The sequence below is a fragment of the Chitinophaga sp. Ak27 genome (genome assembly GCF_012726295.1).
In the GTDB taxonomy this organism is placed as follows: Bacteria; Bacteroidota; Bacteroidia; order Chitinophagales; family Chitinophagaceae; genus Chitinophaga.
This window is the reverse complement of record NZ_JABAOB010000004.1, coordinates 363,145-386,491: the sequence shown is the minus strand read 5'-3', so window position 1 is coordinate 386,491 and position 23,347 is coordinate 363,145. Positions and strand designations below refer to the sequence as shown.

Sequence of the window (23,347 nt, the reverse complement as noted above, 5' to 3'; positions counted from 1 at the left end):
GAATACGTTTATACGTTACCGTGGGTAACAACACCGAATAGTTACCCCTGCCGGTGATAGCACCGGTATACCAGGTTATTTCCCAAAATAAAAAAGAGATTTAGTATAACTGTCCTGTACCTCCCTGTAGCAGGGGATTACCGGGATTGAGCATACCGGTACGGCCCAGCCATTTCATGATGATCTGCATCCAGCCATCTGCGGGTAGCTTCAGCACAAACCCATGATCGCCTTCCGGGTAGATGTGCATTTCGGCGGGAACATGTTGGTGGCGCAAGGCCTGGTAAAAAGCGAGCGTATTATCTACGTCCACTACTTTATCATCGCCGGTATGAAACAGCAGGGTTGGCGGCGTACGCCGGGTTACCTGCCGGTCGTTGGAGTAGTATTTGATATTAGTTTCGTCAGGATGCTCTCCCAGCAAGAACTTACGTGATCCGGCATGGGTAAGATCCTTCTCCATACTGATCACCGGGTATACCAATACCATAAAATCGGGGCGAAGATTTAGGCCATTGTTAGCGGCTAACACGGGCCGATCAAAATGGGTGCCTAACGTGGAGGCGAGATGACCGCCGGCAGAGAAGCCCATCACACCGACCCTGGTGGTATCGACATTCCATTCCGCCGCACGTGCCCTGATTGTTTTTATAGCTTCCTGGGCATCCTGCAAAGGGCCGCTGCTTTTATCCTGCATGATTTTATCGGAGGGCAGGCGGTATTTGAGTACAAAAGCCGCGATACCTTGTTTTACAAAATACTCCGCGATATTAATCCCTTCTTTCTGAAGCACTACTACATGGTAGCCGCCGCCCGGTATAATCAGCACCGCGGCGCCAGTGGCTTTATCTTTTGCAGGCAGGTAGCTGGTCAGGGTGGGTATACTGGTCAAAAAGCGGTTATTGTCTTTATCCTTCGTTTCTTCATCCGGGGAGGCAATACCTCCGGGAGGCAGGCCCTGATATAAAGGGAACGTCGTTTGTGCGTTAGCGATAGCCGCCAGCAGGCAGCAGCAAAAAGTTAACAGGGCGCGCATAGTTGTTGATATTGAGCGTAGTGATAATCAAATCTTCATAAAGATACATCATGCGTCACTGAATAATACTTCAGTTCTATCAAATCGTTGGGCAGCGGCTTACTGTTCCAGGCGCCATGTATAGCCAGTGCGGCTCCCATGGCGGTAGCCTGCGCCATCGATGCAGCAAAAATTTCTATCTCGGGGAAAAAAGCTGCCAGCAGGTTCATGTAAATAGCATTTTTGCTGAAGCCACCGTCAACGAATATACGTTTTACTTTATCGCCACTCAATACTCTTTTTGTAGCAATATATTGCTGGTGGGCGATATCCAGCATTAACTGGTGATAGGCTTCGATATCGGAGGTAAAGGTATCCAGGTCCCGTTGCTCAAATTCGGAGGACTGCAATACTTTCTTTCCTGCTGTTGGTAACGGCGTTTCCTGCTGATTTCGTGCTTTCAGCCGGCGAATGATATCGCTGTCGAAGTCGATGTTGCGGTACCTGCCGGTATGCTGATTAAAATGTGCCGCGATGCGTTTTACCTGCTGCTCGTGCTCATAGCCGGCAAAGAGACGGGAGGCCTTTACGGGTTTGCCCTGGAAGGTCATATAGCAAAGGCAGTCGGCCTCGAGTTCTTCTGTGGTAAGCGGCGTATCGTTAAAGGGATTGAGACTGATACACCAGGTGCCGGTAGAAATTAATACAAACGGTTCCTGGAAGTTGACCAGGTAAGGAATCAGTGCTGCGGAGCTATCGTGCAAGCCGGTCCCTACGAGGTAATTGCTGCCTGGAAAGGCCGCCGGCATTACTTCATTGGAAGAAAAAAGAGGCGCCAGCTTATCCATCACCCCTTCTTCTGTTACCCACTTATGATAATTATTTCGTTGAAAATCCCAGAGGTTGGTATGACAGCCTATGCTGGTAATGTCTGCACAGGCCACACCGGTTAAAAGATAGCTCATGTATTGCGGCAAATGCAGTGCGTACTTCACTTGCCGGTAAATGTCCGGTTGTTCGTGCTTGAGCCGGTATAGCTGCATACCGGAGTTCAGGCTTCCCAATACCGGGGAGGCCGACTGCACCGAAAATGCAGTGGCTCCCCCATATTGACTGTAAAATTGCTCACTGAGCGCTGCGGGATATGCTTTCAGGTAATTGTACAGCGGAGTAAGTGGGCGCCCTTCCTCGTCTATATACACCAGGCTGGCGCCATAGGTAGAAAAATTAATGGCTTTAATCTGCCATTCTTTTTTCCGGAATACTTCTCTCAGCGAGTCAAACACGGAGAGGCGAAGGCTTTCCAGGTTCTCACAGGGCGCGCCATCTTCATCCACGGTTTCCGTGAAACGGGCTGTCCGCTCAAAAACGATCCGGTACTGTTCATCAAAGAGGAACAGTTTTTTGTTGGTTTTACCAACGTCAAAAATTGCTATAACGGGAATTTCGCTCATGATACGTTTTAAGTTACAAACCGGTGGCCATCGTTTTCGCACCTCTTTCACGGATCAGCACTGCTCTTATCTTTTCAGAGCGATAGAGGGACAGTGGGTTCAGCGCGCCTCCCGCCTGTAAGCGGGCGGCGGCTACCAGCGCCCGTACATCTGTGCGGAAAGCCTGTTGTAATACCTCCTGCGCCGTTACCACATCGTTTTGCTGTTGCGCTGCCAGCAGTTTCTTACGGTCTACCAACAAGGCTTGTGCGTAGCTGATCATGATGGCTTCTACCGACTGCAGCAGGTCTTCCAGCGGGTCTTTTACGTTGTGGGAAGCATCGATCATCCAACCCAGGTCGGTGGCATGGTTCATACCGCGGGCGTCCATGCCTTCCACCAGTTCGTTGAAGATGAGAAACAGCTGGTAAGGTTTGATGCTGCCTACCGTCAGGTCATCGTCTCCATATTTGGAATCGTTGAAATGGAAACCGCCAAGCTTCCCTTCCATCAGCAGCAGGGCTACAATTTGTTCTATATTGGCGTTGGGCAGGTGATGGCCCAAATCTACCAGGGAATAGGCTTTGGGACCCAGCTTACTGGAAAAGAGATAGGATTGCCCCCAGTCGCCTACCGTCGTAGAGTAGAAGTTAGGCTCTGCCGCTTTGTACTCTACAAACATTTTCCAGTTATCGGGTAGCGCGGCGTAAATTTCCCGGAGTCCTTCCAGCGTACGCTGAAATGCCTGCCGGAAATTAAGCTGACCCGGGAAGCAGGAGCCATCCGACAGCCATACTGTAAGCGAATCAGATCCTACGGCGACTCCCTGCCGGATGACTTCAATATTATGATCAATGGCCTGCTGCCGTACTGCTTTATCAACGTGTTGCAGGGAGCCAAATTTATAGCTATGTGTTTGCCCGGGTTGGTCCTGGAAGGTGTTTGAGTTCACGGCATCGAAGCGGAGCCCGTTTTGGGCAGCTACGGCTTTAATATGCGCGGGATTGTCAGCTATGTCCCAGGGAATATGCAGGGAGATGGCACCGCTGGATTGGTTCAGCTGGTGCAGTAATCCCACATCTTCAATTTTCTCTTCGAGGCTGCGGGGCTCGCCGCCACCGGGGAAGCGGCCAAACCGGGTACCGCCGGTACCCAGCGCCCAGCTGGGAATACCTACCTGGAAAGCTACCAGCTGTTGAATGATATCCTGTACATGGTCAATTTCCCCGGAGAGATATTCAAATGCTCGCTGATGGGCCGCCATCAACGCCTTGTTATGATCTTCTATTTTATATGGCGCTATACGCATTATTGTCATTTTAAGGAACTCATAAAATACTGCATTTATCTTACAAAAGCCATAGCAACGCCTCCGTCTACGTTAAGTACATTACCGGTGGCCTTGTTGAGCAATCCGCCAACAAAAGCATAACAGGCATTGGCAATATCTTCCGGCACAATAATTTCGTTGAGGAGCGTACGTTTGGCATAGAATGCGGGCAGCTCTTCCACTTTCACTCCGTAAGCTTTGGCCCTGCCTTCTGCCCAGGCGCCGGCCCATATTTTACTATCGGAAATAACGGCATCTGGATTTACAACGTTTACGCGTATACGATCTTTTCCGAGCTCGGCGGCATTGAGCCGGCTAAGGTGCAGTTGAGCCGCCTTGGCAGACCCATATGCCGCATTGTTAGGACCAGAAACCAACGCATTTTTACTGACAATATTCAACACATCGCCACCGGTACCTTGCTTACGCATAATATCTACGCCGGTTTGGGTGACCAGGAACTGCCCTTTTACCAGTACATCGTATAAGAGGTCCCAATCTTTTTCCGTATGGTCTTCCAATGGTTTGGAGATCGACAATCCGGCGCAATTGACGATGATATCCACGCCACCAAATGCCAGCACAGCGGTATTATAGGTTTTATGTACCGACGCAGCGTCTGTGACATCGAGCAGATCGGCTGCAAAGACATCTTTGCCATAGAGCCGGTTAAACTCATCCCGGGCGCTTTCCAGTCGCTGCGCATCGTTGTCGTTGATCACTACCACGGCGCCTTCTTCAGCAAACTTTTTAGCGATGGCTTTACCGATACCGCCGGCACTGCCGGTGACCAGCGCTACTCTTCCTGTTAGCGCCTTGGGTTTAGGCATGCGTTGCAATTTAGCTTCCTCCAGCAACCAGTATTCAATATTGAATGCTTCCTGCCGTGGCAGGGAGGTATATTCCGATACTGCTTCTGCGCCTTTCATCACGTTGATGGCATTGATATAGAATTCGGCTGCTACGCGGGCGGTTTGTTTATCCTTTGCAAAAGTAAACATGCCAACGCCGGGATACAGGATCACCACCGGGTTAGGATCGCGCATAGCGGGACTATTCGGATGTTTACAGGTATTGTAATAGTCGGTATACATTTGCCTGTAGGCGTCGAACAGCGGCACCAATGCTGCTTTTACGGCAGGCACATCGCTAAGATCGGCCCCGGTGGCAAGGTTGAGCACTAGCGGGCTGATTTTGGTGCGTAGGAAGTGGTCGGGGCAACTGGTACCGAGGGGGGCTAACCGTTGCAGGTCGTTGGAGTTAATAAATTCCAATACGCGGGCGTCATCGGTAAAGTGGCCAACCATTTTCTGTTGAGAAGAACAATAGCCCCGTAATACAGGCGCCAATGCAGCCGCCTGGGAGCGGCGTTGCGCTTCTTCCAGGGAGGCGATCGCCTGCCCGCCGAAAACGGGCTTATGACGTCCCATGTTGGCCTCCAGGTATTCTGCGCAACGTTCTATCACTTCCAGGGTATTAATATAGCTTTCGTAGGCGGTATCGCCCCAGGTAAAGAGTCCGTGAGAGCCCAGCATGATCCCGCGTATACCTGGGTTTTCATCCAGGCACTGTTTCAATTGCAATCCCAGGTCGAAGCCCGGTTTTTGCCAGGGTACCCAGCCAATGGTGCCGTTGAACAACTCCTGTGTGATCCGTTTGCCATCTTTCGCGGCAGCGATAGCGATAGCCGCGTCCGGATGCAGGTGATCAATATGTTTGAATGGAAGGAAACCGTGCAGCGGGGTATCGATAGATGGCGCTTTGGAGCTGAGGTCGTAGATACAATGGTTAAACAGTTCCACCATTTCGTCTTCATGCGCAATGCCTTTATAAATATGTTGCAGGCTGCGGAGCCGGTCTACATACAATGCGGCGAGCCCGCTTCTGCGGAGTGTGCCCAGGTCGCCGCCGGAACCTTTTACCCACATCACTTCTACCAGCTCGCCGGTGAGCGGATCCTTAGCCATCGCCTTACAGGAAGTATTTCCTCCTCCATAGTTGGTGAGCCGCAGATCAGCGCCGAGCAAATTGGAACGATAGATCAGCAAGGCAACTTCATCACCCGCCATAGCGGCGGCTGTTGCTTCATCCCATAAATAACTTACATGCCTGAATTGCGTAGTGGTTCCATTTATAGACATACTATATAATTTTAACGTTTTTAATTGCGGTAATACTGCAGGTTAATAATCAAGTGAGTTGCCATATCCTACGAGTACAACGGACAGGATGATGGTGAATATACCAAGTGAAATAGTAACAAACGTTTTTCTGCTGGCATTCTTCCATTCTTTCAGCACAAATCCCCACATGCCGGAGATCAGGATAATAAAGGCCATATGCAATATCCAGGAGCTGGCATCGTTGCCCAGCTTGCTTTCGCCCATGCCGTAGAAAAAAAACTGCAAAAACCAGGTAGTGCCGGCAATGGCGGCGAACAAATAGTTTTTTACCAACGGGGTTTCCTTATTGGTATAATCACCGAACGAGCGGTTACGGCTATTCAGGATCATACACCAGATAAAATTGGTAGTTAACCCACCTAACATTATGATGACAAAGATAACATTGTTCTTAAACAGAGGGTTGGCATCATTGGCTACCGCCGCCTTTCCCATACTGTTGCCGGCGCTGATAGCGAAACTCATACAGGCGCTTAGTATACCGGAAACAATGGCAACCACCAATCCTTTACGGAGATTAAATTCCTTTATACTGGCTGTTTTCTGTTCTTCCGACAACTCCTTCTCCTTCATCATCCCTGCACGGCCGCAGATAGCAATACCTACCAGGCATACTGCTACCCCCATTAGCACATAGCTGCCCCTGCTGGTATGGAACATGGCACTCAGGGTATTGGGATCGCTGGTAAACAACTGCCGGTAAACAGGAGGAATAAGCGCTCCAAATGCAGAGCAAAAGCCCAGTGCTACCGCCATACCCAGCGACATTCCCAGGTAGCGCATAGACAGCCCGAAAGTTAAACCGCCGATCCCCCATAAAACGCCCAGGAACCAGGTCCAGAAAAGCACCGGGCCTTCTGTGCCGGTAATGATATCGAGGAAACCCGGCACTGTTAGCCAGGCAGCAAACAATGGCACTACCAGCCAGGAAAAAATGCCACCTACAATCCAATAACTCTCCCAGCTCCACCCCTTCACCTTCTTGTAAGGGATATAAAAACTTCCGGATGCAAAACCACCTATAAAGTGGAATAAAACTCCCAATAAAGCCTGCATAATGATGTACTAATTTGTAACGTGGAAACTAATATTTCGTAAAAATAAAGCTTGTATATTTTAAAACTGTCATGCACTGTCATGCCTCCTGCGCCCATTACCATTTATAGAATTAAATCACTATCATTGTCCCGAAAAGCTGATCACTGACTCCACGGAAAGATTAATAACTGACGTACTATGAAGCAACATCCGATTTTTAAATACCTGTTTATAGATGACTTCTCTGCTACTCCCAAATACTATCAGCTGGCTAATTCCATTATCAAAGCCATTGTAGATCAGAAAGTACAACAGGATGATATACTGCCTTCTATCAACGAGGTTAGCTATGCCTTCGAGATATCGCGGGATACTGCGGAAAAGGCCTATAAATACCTGAAGAGCCTGGGCATCCTGGGGTCGGTACCTGGTAAAGGATATTATGTACAACAAACCAACTTGGACCAACAATATAAAATATTGCTGTTGTTCAACAAACTGAGTGAGCACAAAAAAATCATCTACGACTCTTTTGCTGACAAGTTAGGAGAACAGGCCAACATTGACTTCTATATTTACAATAGCGACTTCAGTTTGTTTAAAAAATTGCTGTCACAAAACATCAACGAATATACCCATGTCGTGATACTCCCCCATTTCCGGGAGCGTTGGGAGCATGTAGACGAGGTGATTAATACCATCCCTAAAGAAAAGCTGATATTACTGGACAAAAAGCTGAAAGGCGTTACCGGCGAATATGGTGCCGTATATGAAAACTTCCAGGAAGATATCTATGGGGCGCTGGAACAGGCCAGGGACAAACTGCAACAGTACCATACCCTGAAAATTATTTACCCGGAAAACACCTATTACCCTGAAGAAATTTATGAAGGGTTTGTACAGTTTTGCCAGAACTACGCTTTCAACAGTAAAAAAGTAAATGAGATTTCGGAAGAAAATATACAGCCAGGCGACGTATACATCAATCTCCGCGAAAATGACCTTGTCTCTCTCATTGAACGGATTATTTCGCTGAACCTGCAGATAGGAAAAGATGTGGGAGTAATTTCTTATAACGAAACACCGTTGAAGAAATATATCCTGAATGGTATTACCACTATTTCCACTGATTTCCGGTGTATGGGAGAAATGGCGGCACAACTGATACAAGATCATTCCAGGGCGCAGATTGAGGTACCGTTTTACGTCACGATGCGGGCATCGTTGTAATGCCCCCTGCGACAAATGTCCGGAATCGGACATCTTATATGACAATTACGGACACATCTAAATAATTAAAATACATAACACAGCTAAAAATACAGTTACGGAATCCTGGTCTTAAAATAGTGATGGAATTGACTGATACATAAAATCCATTACATGTTTCTCAGCTACCTAAAAACCGCCACCAGGGCCATCAGCCATAACTTACGCTACACCTTCCTGAATGCCTTTGGACTGGCATTGAGCATAGCCGCCAGCCTGATCATATTCCTGATTGTAAGGAACGAGCTCAGTTACGACAGTTTCCACCAGAAAGCAGACCGCACTTACCGGGTTACCTTCAACGAACTGGATTATAATCCCAGCGTGTCTATGGCGGTTACACCGGCGATACGAAATGATTTTCCCGAACTGCCGCTGGTATCGCAGTATTGGTACCGGGAAAAAGGGTTGATGAAAGTGGGGAACACCCGGTACAATCAGAAAGGCTATGCCTTTGCCGATGGCGACTTCTTCCGGGTATTTGATTTTAGCTGGTTGTCCGGCGACCCGCGTAATGCTCTATCAGGGCCTAATGAAGTAGTACTGACCAGGAGTACTGCGCAGAAATACTTTGGAGATAGAGACCCCATTGGGCAGCTCATTAACCTCGATAATAAGTTCGATCTGAAGGTTACTGGTGTAATTAAAGACGTACCACCGAATTCCAGCCTTGTATTTTCGATGCTGGTGTCTTTTGAAACCGTAAAGAAGTTGGTATTAACCGACAACGCATTCTTCCGCATTATGGGTGGCAATACCTTTGTGGTGCTGCCAGAAAACTACACTATTGAACAGCTACAACGCAGGCTGCCCGGTTTCATTGCTAAAAACTGGGGGGCTGATATCAGTAAAACCACGAGGCTGATCCTACAGCCTTTAAAAGATATTCATTTCGACCAACGCTATATTTCCAGTCCTGGTAACACCACTACCAGCAAAACCACCTATTGGGGGCTGGCGGCTATCGCCTTGTTCATCATCATCACGGCCTGTATCAATTTCATCAATATGGCTACAGTGCAGGCCATACGGCGGGCCCGGGAAACCGGTGTGCGCAAAGTGCTGGGTGCTTACCGTGGACAGCTGGTGCTACAATTCCTTTCAGAAACGGCCGTACTCGTCCTGATATCGGTGATACTTGGTTTTATTTCGGCGCTACTGCTCCTGCCTCTGGTAGCCACCTGGATGGATTTAAGAATACCGGTTTCCCAGCTGTTGCAACCGGTCATATTGGGGCTACTGGCAGCTATAACGGTAACGGTTATACTATTGGCAGGGTTATATCCCGCTTTTGTACAGGCAGCCTTTAATCCTACCAATGCCTTAAAAGCTAACACGAATATCAGCTTCAAAGGATTAGGGCTTCGTAAAGTGCTGGTATCCGCGCAATTCGGCATTTCCCAGGTGCTCATTGCCGGAACATTGATTGTGGGCTACCAGATGGATTTTCTGAAAAATAAGGACCTCGGCTTCAATAAAGAAGCAGTGATTTCTATCCCTTTACCGGATGAAACAAAACGGGAGGTGATGCGTGAGCAACTGGCCGCAAATCCGGGAATTCAACAAATGAGTTTTGGCTCCGGTGACCCGGTGTCCAACAATGCCTTTGCGCCGTTTACTTGTCCCGATGTTGGTATCACCAAAAATGATGTTACAGAAATTAAATTCATCGACGAGCAATATCTTCCCATGTTTGATATGAAAATACTGGCGGGAGAAAATGTTCACCGGCAAAGGGAAGGCGATACGGTGCGACAAGTGGTCGTGAATGAAACCCTGATGCATAAGATACATATACAAACTCCGCAACAGGCCATTGGGAAGCGTTTCAACTTAGGCAGCAATACCTGTCTCATTACCGGCGTAGTGCATGATTTTCAGAGTGAATCGCGGTATAAACAAAGAAGGCCTTGTGTGCTGATCAATGAGCCTGACGCATTCGGCGCAGTGAATATCAGGATTCAACCCACGGATATGGGTAAGACCATTGCCGCCATCGACAAGGTGTGGTCGGCTATTTTTACTGATAACCAGTTTGCTTACCGCTTCCTTGACGATCGGATTGCAGATATGTACAGGCAGGAACAAAAAATATACACTGCCTTCCGGATTTTCTCTTTCCTGGCCATCGTGATTGGGTGCTTTGGTCTTTATGGCCTCGTAGCTTATGCGGCGGTACAACGTACCAAAGAGATGAGTATCCGAAAAGTATTAGGCGCTACAGTATGGAGTATTGTGGGCTTATTTGCAAAAGAATTTATTATCCTGATCATTGTTGCTTTCTGCATCGCTGCGCCTCTTACTTACTACGTGATGCAACACTGGCTGGAACATTTTGCCTACCAGATGCATATTGGCGGCGGTATTTTCCTGGTAGCAATTATTTTATCGATCGTTATTGCTGCTATCACCATTGCTTACCAGGCAATTAAAGCAGGGCTGGTGAACCCGGCCCAAAACCTGCGATAAGGTGGTTATCATTTTATTTTGAGCCCCAATTCCTTTTTCATGGTTAGCAGGGCTTCAGCATTTCCCCGGGCATCGTCTACGGGATGATGCGTATGCGCGGTTTTGCGCAGATGTTTGAAGTTTTCAAACGTGTCCTTCATCAGGCCCTTGTACATGCTGCCCAGGTTCTGGGAGCTGTGTCCGAAGGGGTTTTCACCCAGGAAATGATGAAAGTACCAGCAAATAAACATCCAGTCAAAGCCGTTGTTATCGCTGATAAAAATGGGACGATCTTTACTGACCGAAGTAATCCAGTCACGAAAATGTGTCATTACCGCTACCGGATCGCCGAAGGTCAGGGTTTCTTCACGGGTAATGTTGGATACAGCCAATGCTTCGGGAATAAACTTGTCAGATATAGGTTTTAATTGTCCATAAAAGGTTTCGTCCAGCGCATCATTTACCAGTACGGCACCGAATGAAATCATGGAGTAGTCGCCGGGGATAGGGCCATCGCACTCTACATCCACCATAATAAAAGCCATATTACTTAAATTTTAGTTTGGGGGTTTAACAATTCATTATTCATCTCACAAAAATATAAAATATAATATTACGGCCCCTGCGGTAAAAGAAAAAGGCATCCCGGCAATGCCAGGATGCCTTTAACGCCAAAGCGTTAACAGTGCTCAAATGGAGCCCCCTTTGGTTAAACTAAATCAACCGCAGGTGTCCATGAATATACTGTAGATAACATGAATACCTCCTTTTCTTTGGTGAGAAATGAAGTTAGCGGAAAATGTCCGGATTAAAAAACACGTTGAGAAAATTTTAACAAATTATCGTGATAAAATGCTGTTACCGGTGATTTTCCTTTGCCACCGGCGATATCAGCGACAGGATGTCTTTCTCGAACGAAAATCCATGTGGCAGGTCTGACTCTTTCCACGCCACATTTTCCAACACAATCATACTGGTTCGGGTAGCCGGGAAATACAGGTTGATGGTCGTAAATCCTAATTGCGACATGTAACCGGTATGTCCTATCTCTTTTTTATCATCTGTAAGTAATACACCGTAGCCGGCGCCCATCCTGCCTAATATGCTGTGGTCGCGGTGCTGCCAGGCAGTGATCATAGCCTGATAGCTGCTATCCCTCAATAACTTTCCTCCATGCAAATGCTGGTTCCAGCGCAGGAGGTCGCCTGCGGTAGACACTACGCCTGCTCCTGCCAACAGGAAGTCGGGGATAGTATCTTTCGGCGTTAATATGTCCCCGGGAACTTTTTCGCTGTAGGCATACCCCTGTATGGCCGGCAGCTGGCCAGCCACACCGGAATGCGACATGCCGCATTTTTTAAACAGGATACTGGCTAATGCGCGGTAAGGTTGCCCTGTCACCTTTTCCAATACCTGCTTCAGCAGCGCATATCCAAAATTGGAATAGGCATAACGGGAACCAGGCGTAAATGCCAGCGGCTGATCGTACCAAACCACGCCGGAAGTGTGGTTCAGCAACTGATGAACCGTAATAGTGTCTGCCCACCTATCGGGAAAATCCGGCAGGTAAGTACGCAACGTTTGTTGCAGTTGTATACGCCCCTTCTCTGCTTCCTGCAATACCATTACCGCGGTTATCTGCTTGGTAACAGACATAATAATAAAGCGGCTGTCCATATCCAGTTGACGCTTTTTTTCGCGGTCAGCATACCCGATGCTCTTTTCATATTGAACTTTCCCATCTTTTGCAATCAGCACTACGCCATTGAAGGCGCGGATCTGCTTTACTGCCAGGATGGAGTCGATAGCGGGCGCCCAACGTTGCTGCGCGCCCAGGAGGTTAACAGTACAGGAAAATATTCCCGCCAGCAATAATGTCCGTGTCAGCATTTATTTCTTTTTGAGCGCAGTTGCAATTGCTTTTTCCACCAGCGGTTCCATCACCAGGTAACCGGCTTTATTCGGGTGTACGCCATCGTAGGTCAACTCTGCTTTCAGGCCTTTTTTATCATCTTCCATAGCAGAAAAATAATCAAGATATACGCAATTATTTTTTGCGGCATAGTCTTTCAGGCGTTGGTTAAGATCCGCGATTTTCCCTACAGCATCGATACCCATACCCTTTCTCCATGGGTACTCATACACCGGCAATACCGTCGACAGTATCACTTTAATACCGTTGGCCTTCGCCAGCTCCGTCATAGATACGATATTGCCGAAGATAGTTTCCACCGGCGTATAACCTGTATTGCCGGCGATGTCGTTGGTACCTGCTAAAATTACCACCACTTTGGGTTTCAGGTTAATCACATCAGGCCGGAAGCGGATCAGCATCTGGGAGGTGGTTTGCCCACTGATACCCCTGTTGATATAGGGTTTCCCTTCAAAGAACTCAGGGTGGGCATTCTTCCAGCCAATCGTGATAGAGTTACCCATGAATACGATCCGTTGCTCTCCTGCCTTAGGCGGCGCCACTTTGGTATTTTCTTCCTGGAAACATTTCAGGCAGGCCCAATCCTGTTTCATCAGTTCCTCAAACTGTTTTCTTTGTTTGGCCGTGTCTACTGTTTGTTGTTGGGCAAAAGTGTTGGCACTTAACAGGGCAAATAATGCCACTAGTGGTAAACGTAGTTTTTTCATTCTCATGGATCGGATTTTATAAGCGATATACTTCCGGTTTGCAATGCTTAACATCGGATAAGTGAAGCGAAAATTAAAGCTTTTTTTGTGCTTTTCATACGCCATTCATCCGAAAGTCCTCTAAAAATGGGGTATGAATACAGGACAGTACAGGACAGTACAGGACACAACAGGACAGGAATGTATTATTCTTCGACTAAATTGGATTCCGTAAATCATTGCCGTTTCATCACCACAAATTCCACTTGTTATGATTAAAGCATTCAGCCTTTATCGTAAACGACCACTCATTTTCGTACCTTTTGGCGCAACGTTCTCGTTATTCATGTTTTGTTGTGCGTACGACAGTTATGCGCAGAAAAGCAATATTAGCGGACAGGTTACCGACGCCGGTAGCAATTCCCCGCTACCCAGCGTTACTATCGGCGTAAAAGGAAGCAGCCAGGGAACTTTCAGCGATGCCAATGGCCGATACACCATTGCCGCCGCCAGCACAGATTCACTCGTATTCAGTATCATCGGGTACATTTCCAAAACAGTGGCGGTGGGCAGCCGCACTAAAATAAGCATGCAACTGGAGCCGAGCAATAAAGTGCTCAACCAGGTGGTAGTAGTTGGCTATGGTACCCAACAGAAAAAAGACGTTACCGGATCCGTAGGCATCGTGTCTATGAAAAATGTAAAAGACATGCCGGTGGCAGGTCCTGACCAGGCTTTATCCGGACAGATTGCCGGCATACAGGTCAGTACTTCCAATGGTATTCCCGGTGGCGGCCCGCAGGTACAGGTACGTGGTATCGGTGCGGTGGGCGCAGGCAGCCAGCCACTATATGTAGTAGATGGCTACCCGCTGGCTTCCTCTTCCGACCAGGTATCAGACCCTATGAATGCGATTAATCCCCAGGACATCGAATCCATGGCGGTATTGAAAGATGCATCTGCCACTGCTATCTACGGTTCCAGGGGAGCAAATGGCGTGGTACTCATTACTACCAAAAGAGGCAGCTCCGGTATCCCCACCGTGCAGCTTTCCGCCAATTATGGCTCTCAGCGGATTCCGCAAAAGGGACGTCCTAACCTGATGAATGGACAGGAATTTGCGCAATTCAGGAAAGAATCGATCGAAGATAATATACGTTTCACCGAACATCGCGAACCTACCGATGCTGACATCCCGGAAATTTATCGCCATCCTGAACTGATTGGCGAAGGCACCAACTGGTTTGATGCTATTACCCGCGTAGCACCTATGCAAGACATCAACCTGAGTGTAAGCGGTGGTAACGACAAAATAAGAACCTATGTATCTGCCGGTTACTTCAACCAGGATGGTGTGATCATCAATTCCGGTTACCAGCGCTATTCTGTCAGGGCCAATGTAGATGCCAGCCTCTCCGACCGGTTTAAAATAGGGTTTAATGTAGCCCCCTCCTACACCACCCGCAAAGGCGGCACCAACGGCGAAGGCCGCGACGGCGTATTCGGCATTGCCAGCCCCATAGAACCTATCTATAATAAAGACGGCAGCTATAACGCCTTCATACAAAGTCCGGGTACTTTCGGTTTACCCAACCCGGTAATGATGCTCAATGAAATTGTGAACCGGTCTAAAAGCACCCGTATACTGTTCAATACTTACGGTGAATATGAAATTATTAAGAATCTGAAATTTAAGTCCACCTTCAACGTCGACTACCAGGAAGGTAGTGCAGAGTACTTCCGGCCTTCCACCATTGGCAATACAAACGCAGCACCTCCCAGTATCCCCAGTGGCAACTACTCCAGCGGTAACTACCTGAACTGGCTGAATGAAAACACGCTTACTTACCAGTACAATACCAGCAATGGTCATGCCTTTACCGGTTTGCTGGGATATACCGTACAATCACAGAAAGAAAATTATGCCGGCTTTAACGGGGCCAACTATCCGGACGATGATATCAAAACATTAAACGCCGCTGCTACCATCACCGGCGGTACCGACAAAACAGAATGGGCCCTACTGTCATATCTTGCAAGGGTTAACTACGCGTACAAGGACAAATACCTGGTGACCGCTACTGTCAGATCAGATGGTTCATCCCGGTTCGGCGCCAACAACCGCTGGGGCACATTTCCTTCTGTAGCGCTAGGATGGCGCCTATCACAGGAAGAATTCATGAAGTCTTCCCGCATCATCAGCGATCTGAAAGTAAGGGCCTCCTATGGATTTACCGGTAACTTTAATATTGGCAACTACTCTTACATGAGCAATATCGGTACCAGTGATTATGTACTCGGTGGCGCACTGGCCGGCGGTCGCGTGATGAACTCGCTCGGCAACCCCAACCTGGGCTGGGAAAAAATGAAAGAACTAAATATAGGCGTTGACGTTGGATTGCTGAAAGACCGCCTCTACCTCACCATCGATGCCTATAAAAGAAATACCCAGGAACTGTTGCTGAACGTAGAAATTCCGCAGTCCAGCGGCTTTGGCAACGTAACAGAAAACAAAGGCGATATGGAAAACAGGGGTCTTGAAATTGGCATTAGCTCCCGGAACATAGAAACCAAATCGCTTACCTGGAACACCAACTTCAATATCGCCTTTAACCGCAACAAAGTGCTGGCACTGGGTAAAGACAATGCGCCTATTTACTCCGGCAACAGCAGCGAGGGTAATCCTACCAACATCAGTGTAGTAGGCAAACCACTGGCCATGCTGTATGGATATGTATTTGACGGTATTTATCAAAACCAGGCAGAAGTAGATAAAGGCCCTGCCTTCCCCGGCGCTATCCCGGGTAATATCCGGTTTAAAGATATCAACGGCAACGGGGTGATTAATCCCCGGGAGGATTTCGCTATCATCGGCAATCCGTATCCCGACTTTAACTGGGGCATGACCAATACCTTCTCTTATAAAAAATGGGACCTGCGGGTGCTGGTAGTAGGTTCTATGGGAGCCGACCGCTTACACGCCACGAATGACTACAATGGCAATATAGATGGTGTATTTAACGTGCGGAAAGATGTAGCTAACCGCTGGAGATCTGAATCAAATCCAGGCAACGGCAAAGTGCCAACCACCAATGGCTCCGGACGTGGCCGTGTGATGTACCGCGATGTAAGCTCCCTGACAGTAGAAAAGAACAACTACGCCTGGATAAAAAACATCACGCTTGGATACAGCTTTCCAAAATTCGGATTTGTACAAAGCGCCCGCTTATATGTAAGTGTGCAAAATGCCATCCTGTTTACCAAATACAGCGGCAATCCGGAAGTGACCAACTACCTGGGCAAGGGCGGCAGTGGCGCACTGGTACCGGGTATAGACTATTCCAACTATCCTGTGCCAAGAATTTACTCACTCGGCGCCAACCTCTCTTTTTAATTCAGCCTCTAAAAGCATAGCAACATGAAAACTAAAATATCATTAATCGCGCTCCTGGCGATTGCCATGAATGGCTGTAACAGCATGCTCGATGTAAAACCGAACTCTTTCTCCAGCGGATCCAACTATTATACTTCAGAGGCGCAGGTGCTGCGTGCAGTAAATGGCTGTTATGGCGTGCTGCAGGACCTGTACAAGAGCGACTACTGGGCCATGGCAGAAATGCGGTCAGACAATACCAACTATCAGTACGATGAAAGTGATCGCGGCGCGCAGCAAAGGGAAGAGATAGACGAGTTCCTGATCACCGCCAGCAATAACTACGTGAATAATACCTGGGCACAACTATATAGAAATATACAGCAATCCAACGTCATCATTAGCCGTATTGATAACGTCAAATTTGCTAACGACGCAACTAAACAACAGTACCTCGGCGAAGCCAAATTCCTCCGGGCGCTCTATTACTTTCACCTGGTACGCCTTTTCGGAGCAGTGCCCTTGCTGGTGAAAGAAGTAGCCAGCCCGGAAGAGGCTTCCACTCCCAAGCGTGCCAGCGTAGAAGAAGTATATACACAGCTCATTGCCGATGCTACCGATGCCGCCGCGGGACTGCCTGCCACCTATGCCTCCAGCGAAACAGGAAGAGCTACCAAGGGTGCTGCGCTGACGCTGCTGGGCGATGTATATCTCACCAGGAAAGAGTATGCCAAGGCGGTAACCACCCTGCAACAGGTGCTTACATTGAATTATTCGCTGGTAGATAATTATGCAGACAATTTTGATCCGGCTAAGAAAAATAATTCAGAATCTGTTTTTGCCGTGCAGTATAATGCAGGACTGGAAACAGAAAGCAGCAACTTCATTTTTACTTTCGGGCCACGCAACGGCAAGAAAGATCTCACGGGCTTCAACGGTAACCTGGGCGGCAACAACATTCCTACCCCCAGCATTGTAAACGCTTATGAAGCTAAAGACAAAAGAAAGGATGCTTCCATCTATATGTACGACAGTCCCACCAACGCCGCATTTGCTGAGTCCGTGGCTTTCGGTGGTAAGCTGCCGTTAATTAAAAAATTCTATCATCCGCCTTATGCATTAGATGGACGGTCTAACGAAAACTGGCCGGTGTACCGTTATGCACAGGTATTATTGATGCTGGCAGAAGCGGTGAATGAAACCGGCAACGGTGATCCACTGCAGTATATTAATCCCGTGCGCAAACGTGCCGGCCTGGATCCGCTACCGGCTCTGAGCCAGGCGGCCTTCCGCGATACCGTATTTCATGAACAACGGGTAGAGCTGGCGTTTGAAGATCAACGCTGGTACCAGCTGCTGCGCACCGGTAAGGCCATCTCAGTAATGACCGCGCATGGTATCGAAGAAAAGAAACGTTTATCCAGGCTGAGCCCTGCTTCTTATAACATACAGCCGTTCCAGTTATTGTATCCGATTCCTGAAAGAGAAGTGCGACTGAATAAATTTGATCAGAATCAAGGTTGGTAAAAAAAACTAGAAAAAGGCAGAAACGTTTACTATATTACTACAGCTATAGTCAACGGAAGACCCATACAGGCAGTATCAACTCAGGAACATATTCAAGTAAATATTTATGACCACGTTACGCAAAAAACCATTCAGGCTACTGGCGCTTATTTCCACTGTTGTAATAGCAGCTGTGGCCTGCAATAACGGCAACGACTCAACGTCAAAAAACAAAGAAACCGGCAACCGGAAAATTGATGCTTTGAAATTACCTGACAATTTTAAAGCAGAACGGCTGTATAGCCCCGGCGATAACAAGCAGGGGTCCTGGGTATCCATGACATTCGACGACAAGGGCCGCATGATTGTATCGGATCAATACGGCTACCTGTACCGGCTACAGTTGCCTGCCGTAGGAGAAGACTCCGCCAAGCTGAAAATTGAAAAGCTCATTATCGGTGGCGATACCTCTACCCAAAAGGTAGCGATGGGCTATGCACAGGGACTGCTATATGCTTTCAACAGCCTGTATGTAATGGTAAACCACAACAGCGACGACCGCTTCAATAAAGGCAGTGGCTTGTATCGCCTGCAGGATACCGATGGCGATGACCAGTTCGACAAAATCACGCTGATAAAGGCACTGGAAGGAGAAGGAGAACATGGCCCGCACAGCATTGTTCTTTCTCCGGACAAAAAATCCATTTATGTGATCGCCGGTAATTTCACCAAAATACCGGAGATGAATAACTATAAGGTGCCGCCTTCCTGGAATATCGACAACGTATTTCCTTTTATTAAGGATCCTAACGGTCATGATAATACGGTAAATACGCATGGCGGATGGATAGCGCACCTCGATTCCACTGGCACCAACTGGGAGCTGATCAGCTCCGGTTACCGCAACCCGTTCGATCTTACATTCAATGATAATGGGGATATGTTCACCTATGATTCTGACATGGAGTGGGATTTTGGAACACCGTGGTATCGACCCACCCGTATCTGCCATGTTACCAGTGGCAGTGAATATGGCTGGCGCCCAGGTACTGAAAAATGGTCACCGGCCTATCCGGATAACCTGCCTCCGTTACTGAATATCGGCCAGGGCTCTCCCACCAACCTGATTTACGGTGGCAAGGCGCGTTTCCCGGAGAAGTACCGTAAATCGTTGTTTGCGTTTGACTGGAGCTTCGGCATCATCTATGCTATCCAGCTGCAGCCCGACGGCGCATCTTATAAAGCCAGTGCCGAAGAATTCCTGTCCGGTTCCCCGCTACCACTTACCGATGGCGCTATTGGTCCGGATGGCGCACTGTACTTCCTCACCGGTGGACGCCGGCTGGAATCAGATCTGTACCGTGTATACTACAAAGACAACAAGGAAAGCAACGATCCGTTGCCGGTAACTGCGCCTACTGCCGGCGCCAATATACGCAAACAGCTGGAAGCCTTTCATGGCGGCCCCAAAGCGGGCGCAGTAGATTTTGCCTGGCCATACCTGAAAGACAACGACCGCTTTATTCGTTTTGCCGCCAGGATTGCCATAGAAAATCAACCCGTTAGCCAGTGGCAAAATAAAGTATTGCAGGAGAAAGATCCGGAAACACTCATCCAGGGAAGCATTGCACTGGCCCGTCAGGGTAAGGAAGATGTAAAGAAAATACTGCTGCCGCAACTGATGACCATCAACTATGCACAGTTATCGCCTTCCCAGCAGATTGATCTGCTCCGTGCATTTGAGCTGGTTTTCGTACGCATGGGTAAACCTGATGCTACGTTAGCCGGACAGGTGGCCGCCTACCTCGATCCACAGTATCCTGCCAGTAACAATGACCTGAACCGTTCCCTGAGCAAGGTGCTGGTGTACCTGGATGCACCTAAATCCGTAGAAAAAACCATGGCTTTGCTGGCAGTAGCAAAAGATGATACCGCTGCACAGAAAACCGCCATGCAATCGGCCGACCTGATTTTGCGTAACCCGCAGTATGGACTCGACATCGCAGGTATGCTCTCCAAAATGCCTCCGTTACAACAAACCTGGTATGCCACCGTATTAAGCCAGGCTAAAAACGGCTGGACACCAGCCTTACGCGAACAATATTTCCAGTGGTTCTACCATGCCTTCACGTTTAAAGGAGGCCATAGTTTCATTGGGTTTATCAATAATGCCAGGAAAAATGCGCTGGACAACCTTCCGAAAAGCGAGTACGCGCACTTCAACCAGGTATCCGGTGATTCGCTGCTCAACAGCAATGGCAACCTGGCTCAGGGCTTTCCGCAGCCGAAAGGGCCGGGCAGGCGCTGGACCGTGGAGGAAGCAGTGAAAGTAGTAGACAGCGGCTTAACAAATCGCAACTTTGAACAGGGCCGCGCTATGTTTGCCACCGCTTTGTGCAGCTCCTGCCATGGCATGCGCGGTGAAGGTGGTGTGGCTGGTCCGGATCTGACACAGCTGGGCACCCGCTTTTCTACCAAGGATATCCTCGAAGCGATCATCGATCCAAGCAAAACTATTTCAGACCAATATGCCGCTACCGTATTTTCCCTGAAAAACGGCGGTTCCGTATTAGGGCGACTGGTGAGCCAGGATAAAGACAAATACGTTATTTCCCAGAATCCTTTTGCACCACAGGAAGTACGTGAGCTGCCGAAGAAAGAGGTAGCCGGCACAAAAGCATCTACCGTATCGGTGATGTTGCCGGGACTAATTAACCGCCTGAACGAAGAGGAATTGAGGGACCTCATTGCATACCTCAAAGCAGGCGGCAATAAATCTGATTCTGTCTTTCTACCTGCAAAACACCCGGTAGAACTTTCAAAAAAATAAACCACGCGCGGATGACCTCATCACCTCAACCATGGCTTCATAAAATATCCAACCATTTACAGTTGGGTGGTATTGAAACGGCGGTATTGGACAATGGTCCCGGCAGGGGCACCCGTATCGCCTGGATCAATACCGGCACCGGCTTGCGTTATAAAGTGGTGCTGGACCGGGCCATGGATATCGCGGATGCCTTTTACCAACAACATAGCCTCGCCTGGCTGAGCCATGGCGGGGTGATACCGCCGCAAAGATTAACAGACAAAGGTTTGGACTGGCTCCAAACCTTTGGTGGTGGATTGATGACCACCTGTGGGCTGATGCATGTAGGCGGACCGGAAACCGATGAATATGGAGAACGTGGCCTGCATGGTCCTATCAGCAATACACCGGCAGAAATCATTTCCATTATACAGCCAGATCCTGTAGCCGGTAATTTCGATATGAGCATTACCGGTATTATATCCCAGGTACAGGCGTTAGGTCCGCAGCTATGGCTGAAACGAACCATTTCCGGGACGTTGGGTATTGCGGGCATTCGTGTACAGGACGAAGTAATTAATCGCGGTAATACGACTGTACCACATATGTTGTTGTATCACTTCAACTTTGGCTGGCCGCTGGTAGACGAAGGCGCCGATATTTTGTGGAAAGGCAGCTGGACTTCCAGGGCAGGCAATCCTGATCATATTTTCAATAACACCCATAATTATAAAAAGGGAATGGCGCCACTGGATAGCCACGCTGGCGGCGGAGAAGAAGCCGCGATCATCGACCCTGAAGCAGATGCAAAGGGCTGGTGTACCTGCGGTGTACACAATGCCCGCCTGCCGCTGGCGGTATCCCTGCGCTTCAAAAAAGCGCAGCTGCCGGTGCTTACCAACTGGCAACACTGGGGTAAAGGCGAATATGTGATGGGACTGGAACCCGGTACCCATCCCCCTACCGGCCAGGCCAAAGCCCGCCGGGAAGGGACCCTATTATTTCTCGAACCCGGCAAAAGCCGGCGGTATGACCTGGAACTGGATGTATGGCATACCGAAGCAACGATAAAACAATTTCTCACTGATCTTTAAATCACGACACATGATTGAAGCAAAGGAAAAAATAAGTTTCGCCGAAAAAGCGCTTGAACAGGGACAAGGTATTCTTCGCTTAGCGCCTACCTGGGTGCCCCGGTCGTTTTGTGTACCCGGACGCAGGATTAAATTACATCCCGACGATTATTACGTCCTGGGCGGCGAACGTGGCGGCATCGATGAGCGTTGGCTGTCATCCACCACCCCAGCCAAGAACGGCCCGTTAACCGGCGAAAATGAAGGATTAAGCATGGTGGTGTGGCAGGATGGTCAAAATACGCGGCAGTTCCTGTTGAAAGATGCCATCAGTGAGTTAAAAGACCAGCTGATCGGAAAACGGTTATGGAACGAATATGGCGCCTGGCCTATGTATTCCAAGTTCTTCGATAACATGGGACCACTGCCCCATCACATACATCACAACGATGAAAAAGCGGCGCTGATAGGCCAGGCCGGCAAACCGGAAGCCTACTATTTCCCCCCGCAGCTGAATAATCACGGGGGCGACTTCCCTTATACCTTCATGGGTATTGCTCCCGGTACCAGCCGTGAACAGATCAGGGAATGCCTGGTGAACTTCACCAAAGGCGATAATAAAATCACCAACTACTCACAGGCATATCGCCTGGAACCCGGCACAGGCTGGGATGTACCGCCTGGCTTATTACATGCGCCCGGTAGCTTATGTACCTACGAACCACAAAAAGCTTCCGACGTATTTGCTATGTACCAGTCGCTCGTAAATGAGGCGATTGTGCCTGAAGTATTGCTCTGGAACGGCACTCCGAAGGAAAACATAGGCGACTATGACGCGCTCATGGACGTGATTGACTGGGAACTGAATGTTGATCCCAATCAGTTCCAAAACCGTTTTATGCCGCCCAAACTGGCTGCTAACGGGGAAGGTTATACGGAAAATTGGGTATGTTATAAATCGGCTGCTTTCAGCGCCAAAGAGCTGACCATAGCGCCGGGCGCCACAGTGGTAATCAAAGACAGCGCAGCCTATGGCATGATCATGATGCAGGGACATGGCACGATGGGCGTATGGGATATTGAAACTCCTTCCCTGATCCGCTATGGACAGCTGACCCATGATGAGTATTTTGTCAGTGAGGCGGCAGCGACGGCCGGGGTAAAAATTATAAACACCTCCGCCACCGATCCTATTGTAATGCTGAAACATTTTGGTCCGGGTAATCCTGACCTGGTGTTGTAACTCACCCA

Annotated in this window: 15 protein-coding genes; 7 read left to right on the top strand and 8 right to left on the bottom strand. The window is 48.6% G+C overall.

Translation table 11 applies throughout. The features are described 5' to 3' along the window. Positions 1 to 100: 100 nt before the first annotated feature. From HGH90_RS16320 to rhaT, 5 genes are read right to left on the bottom strand one after another with little or no spacing between them, the layout of a single operon-like run. Positions 101 to 1,036, bottom strand: a complete 936-nt coding sequence (locus HGH90_RS16320; RefSeq protein ID WP_169191559.1) for an alpha/beta hydrolase — start codon at positions 1,034 to 1,036, stop codon at positions 101 to 103. Positions 1,037 to 1,071: 35 nt separating this feature from the next. Next, positions 1,072 to 2,469 carry an FGGY-family carbohydrate kinase gene (locus tag HGH90_RS16315; RefSeq protein ID WP_169191558.1) on the bottom strand — a complete coding sequence of 466 codons (1,398 nt, stop codon included), beginning with the start codon at positions 2,467 to 2,469 and terminating at the stop codon, positions 1,072 to 1,074. Positions 2,470 to 2,482: 13 nt separating this feature from the next. Then, entirely contained in the window at positions 2,483 to 3,757 is a 1,275-nt protein-coding gene (locus tag HGH90_RS16310; protein WP_169191557.1) for a sugar isomerase, read from the bottom strand. A 35-nt stretch (positions 3,758 to 3,792) separates the two neighbouring features. Next, positions 3,793 to 5,919, bottom strand: a complete 2,127-nt coding sequence (locus tag HGH90_RS16305) for a bifunctional aldolase/short-chain dehydrogenase (protein ID WP_169191556.1) — start codon at positions 5,917 to 5,919, stop codon at positions 3,793 to 3,795. A 42-nt stretch (positions 5,920 to 5,961) separates the two neighbouring features. Beyond that, on the bottom strand, positions 5,962 to 7,017 hold the full coding sequence (gene rhaT, locus HGH90_RS16300; protein ID WP_168763067.1) for an L-rhamnose/proton symporter RhaT: 1,056 nt from the start codon (positions 7,015 to 7,017) through the stop codon (positions 5,962 to 5,964). Positions 7,018 to 7,197: 180 nt separating this feature from the next. Here rhaT and HGH90_RS16295 point away from each other — a divergent pair, with 180 nt between their 5' ends. Continuing rightward, a complete protein-coding gene (locus HGH90_RS16295; protein ID WP_169191555.1) occupies positions 7,198 to 8,229 on the top strand; it encodes a GntR family transcriptional regulator in 1,032 nt (343 codons plus the stop codon). 153 nt (positions 8,230 to 8,382) lie between these two features. Then, positions 8,383 to 10,737 (top strand): ABC transporter permease, encoded by a 2,355-nt coding sequence (locus HGH90_RS16290; protein ID WP_169191554.1) that lies wholly within the window; start codon positions 8,383 to 8,385, stop codon positions 10,735 to 10,737. Positions 10,738 to 10,745: 8 nt separating this feature from the next. Here HGH90_RS16290 and HGH90_RS16285 read toward each other — a convergent pair whose 3' ends face one another. The 3 genes from HGH90_RS16285 to HGH90_RS16275 form a co-directional block, all read right to left on the bottom strand. Next, positions 10,746 to 11,261 carry an exonuclease domain-containing protein gene (locus HGH90_RS16285; RefSeq protein WP_169191553.1) on the bottom strand — a complete coding sequence of 172 codons (516 nt, stop codon included), beginning with the start codon at positions 11,259 to 11,261 and terminating at the stop codon, positions 10,746 to 10,748. A gap of 313 nt (positions 11,262 to 11,574) precedes the next feature. Continuing rightward, positions 11,575 to 12,606, bottom strand: coding sequence for a serine hydrolase domain-containing protein (locus HGH90_RS16280; RefSeq protein WP_169191552.1), 1,032 nt, complete (start codon positions 12,604 to 12,606; stop codon positions 11,575 to 11,577). Then, positions 12,607 to 13,362: an SGNH/GDSL hydrolase family protein gene (locus HGH90_RS16275; RefSeq protein WP_248277023.1), complete on the bottom strand. Its 756-nt coding sequence runs from the start codon at positions 13,360 to 13,362 to the stop codon at positions 12,607 to 12,609. A 244-nt stretch (positions 13,363 to 13,606) separates the two neighbouring features. Here HGH90_RS16275 and HGH90_RS16270 point away from each other — a divergent pair, with 244 nt between their 5' ends. From HGH90_RS16270 to HGH90_RS16250, 5 genes are all read left to right on the top strand, one after another. Further along, on the top strand, positions 13,607 to 16,729 hold the full coding sequence (locus tag HGH90_RS16270) for a SusC/RagA family TonB-linked outer membrane protein (RefSeq protein ID WP_168763062.1): 3,123 nt from the start codon (positions 13,607 to 13,609) through the stop codon (positions 16,727 to 16,729). Positions 16,730 to 16,753: 24 nt separating this feature from the next. Continuing rightward, positions 16,754 to 18,235: a RagB/SusD family nutrient uptake outer membrane protein gene (locus HGH90_RS16265; RefSeq protein ID WP_168763061.1), complete on the top strand. Its 1,482-nt coding sequence runs from the start codon at positions 16,754 to 16,756 to the stop codon at positions 18,233 to 18,235. 106 nt (positions 18,236 to 18,341) lie between these two features. Next, a complete protein-coding gene (locus tag HGH90_RS16260; RefSeq protein WP_169191551.1) occupies positions 18,342 to 21,044 on the top strand; it encodes a c-type cytochrome in 2,703 nt (900 codons plus the stop codon). An 11-nt stretch (positions 21,045 to 21,055) separates the two neighbouring features. Then, positions 21,056 to 22,117: an aldose 1-epimerase family protein gene (locus HGH90_RS16255; RefSeq protein WP_168763059.1), complete on the top strand. Its 1,062-nt coding sequence runs from the start codon at positions 21,056 to 21,058 to the stop codon at positions 22,115 to 22,117. 10 nt (positions 22,118 to 22,127) lie between these two features. Then, positions 22,128 to 23,339: a hypothetical protein gene (locus tag HGH90_RS16250; protein ID WP_168763058.1), complete on the top strand. Its 1,212-nt coding sequence runs from the start codon at positions 22,128 to 22,130 to the stop codon at positions 23,337 to 23,339. Positions 23,340 to 23,347 lie beyond the last annotated feature (8 nt).

Bases quoted from the DNA above. Each gene is read 5' to 3' on its own strand.
- HGH90_RS16320 (WP_169191559.1), bottom strand. From the start codon at position 1,036: ATGCGCGCCCTGTTAACTTTTTGCTGCTGCCTGCTGGCGGCTATCGCT.
- HGH90_RS16315 (WP_169191558.1), bottom strand. From the start codon at position 2,469: ATGAGCGAAATTCCCGTTATAGCAATTTTTGACGTTGGTAAAACCAAC.
- HGH90_RS16310 (WP_169191557.1), bottom strand. From the start codon at position 3,757: ATGCGTATAGCGCCATATAAAATAGAAGATCATAACAAGGCGTTGATG.
- HGH90_RS16305 (WP_169191556.1), bottom strand. From the start codon at position 5,919: ATGTCTATAAATGGAACCACTACGCAATTCAGGCATGTAAGTTATTTA.
- rhaT (WP_168763067.1), bottom strand. From the start codon at position 7,017: ATGCAGGCTTTATTGGGAGTTTTATTCCACTTTATAGGTGGTTTTGCA.
- HGH90_RS16295 (WP_169191555.1), top strand. From the start codon at position 7,198: ATGAAGCAACATCCGATTTTTAAATACCTGTTTATAGATGACTTCTCT.
- HGH90_RS16290 (WP_169191554.1), top strand. From the start codon at position 8,383: ATGTTTCTCAGCTACCTAAAAACCGCCACCAGGGCCATCAGCCATAAC.
- HGH90_RS16285 (WP_169191553.1), bottom strand. From the start codon at position 11,261: ATGGCTTTTATTATGGTGGATGTAGAGTGCGATGGCCCTATCCCCGGC.
- HGH90_RS16280 (WP_169191552.1), bottom strand. From the start codon at position 12,606: ATGCTGACACGGACATTATTGCTGGCGGGAATATTTTCCTGTACTGTT.
- HGH90_RS16275 (WP_248277023.1), bottom strand. From the start codon at position 13,362: ATGAGAATGAAAAAACTACGTTTACCACTAGTGGCATTATTTGCCCTG.
- HGH90_RS16270 (WP_168763062.1), top strand. From the start codon at position 13,607: ATGATTAAAGCATTCAGCCTTTATCGTAAACGACCACTCATTTTCGTA.
- HGH90_RS16265 (WP_168763061.1), top strand. From the start codon at position 16,754: ATGAAAACTAAAATATCATTAATCGCGCTCCTGGCGATTGCCATGAAT.
- HGH90_RS16260 (WP_169191551.1), top strand. From the start codon at position 18,342: ATGACCACGTTACGCAAAAAACCATTCAGGCTACTGGCGCTTATTTCC.
- HGH90_RS16255 (WP_168763059.1), top strand. From the start codon at position 21,056: ATGACCTCATCACCTCAACCATGGCTTCATAAAATATCCAACCATTTA.
- HGH90_RS16250 (WP_168763058.1), top strand. From the start codon at position 22,128: ATGATTGAAGCAAAGGAAAAAATAAGTTTCGCCGAAAAAGCGCTTGAA.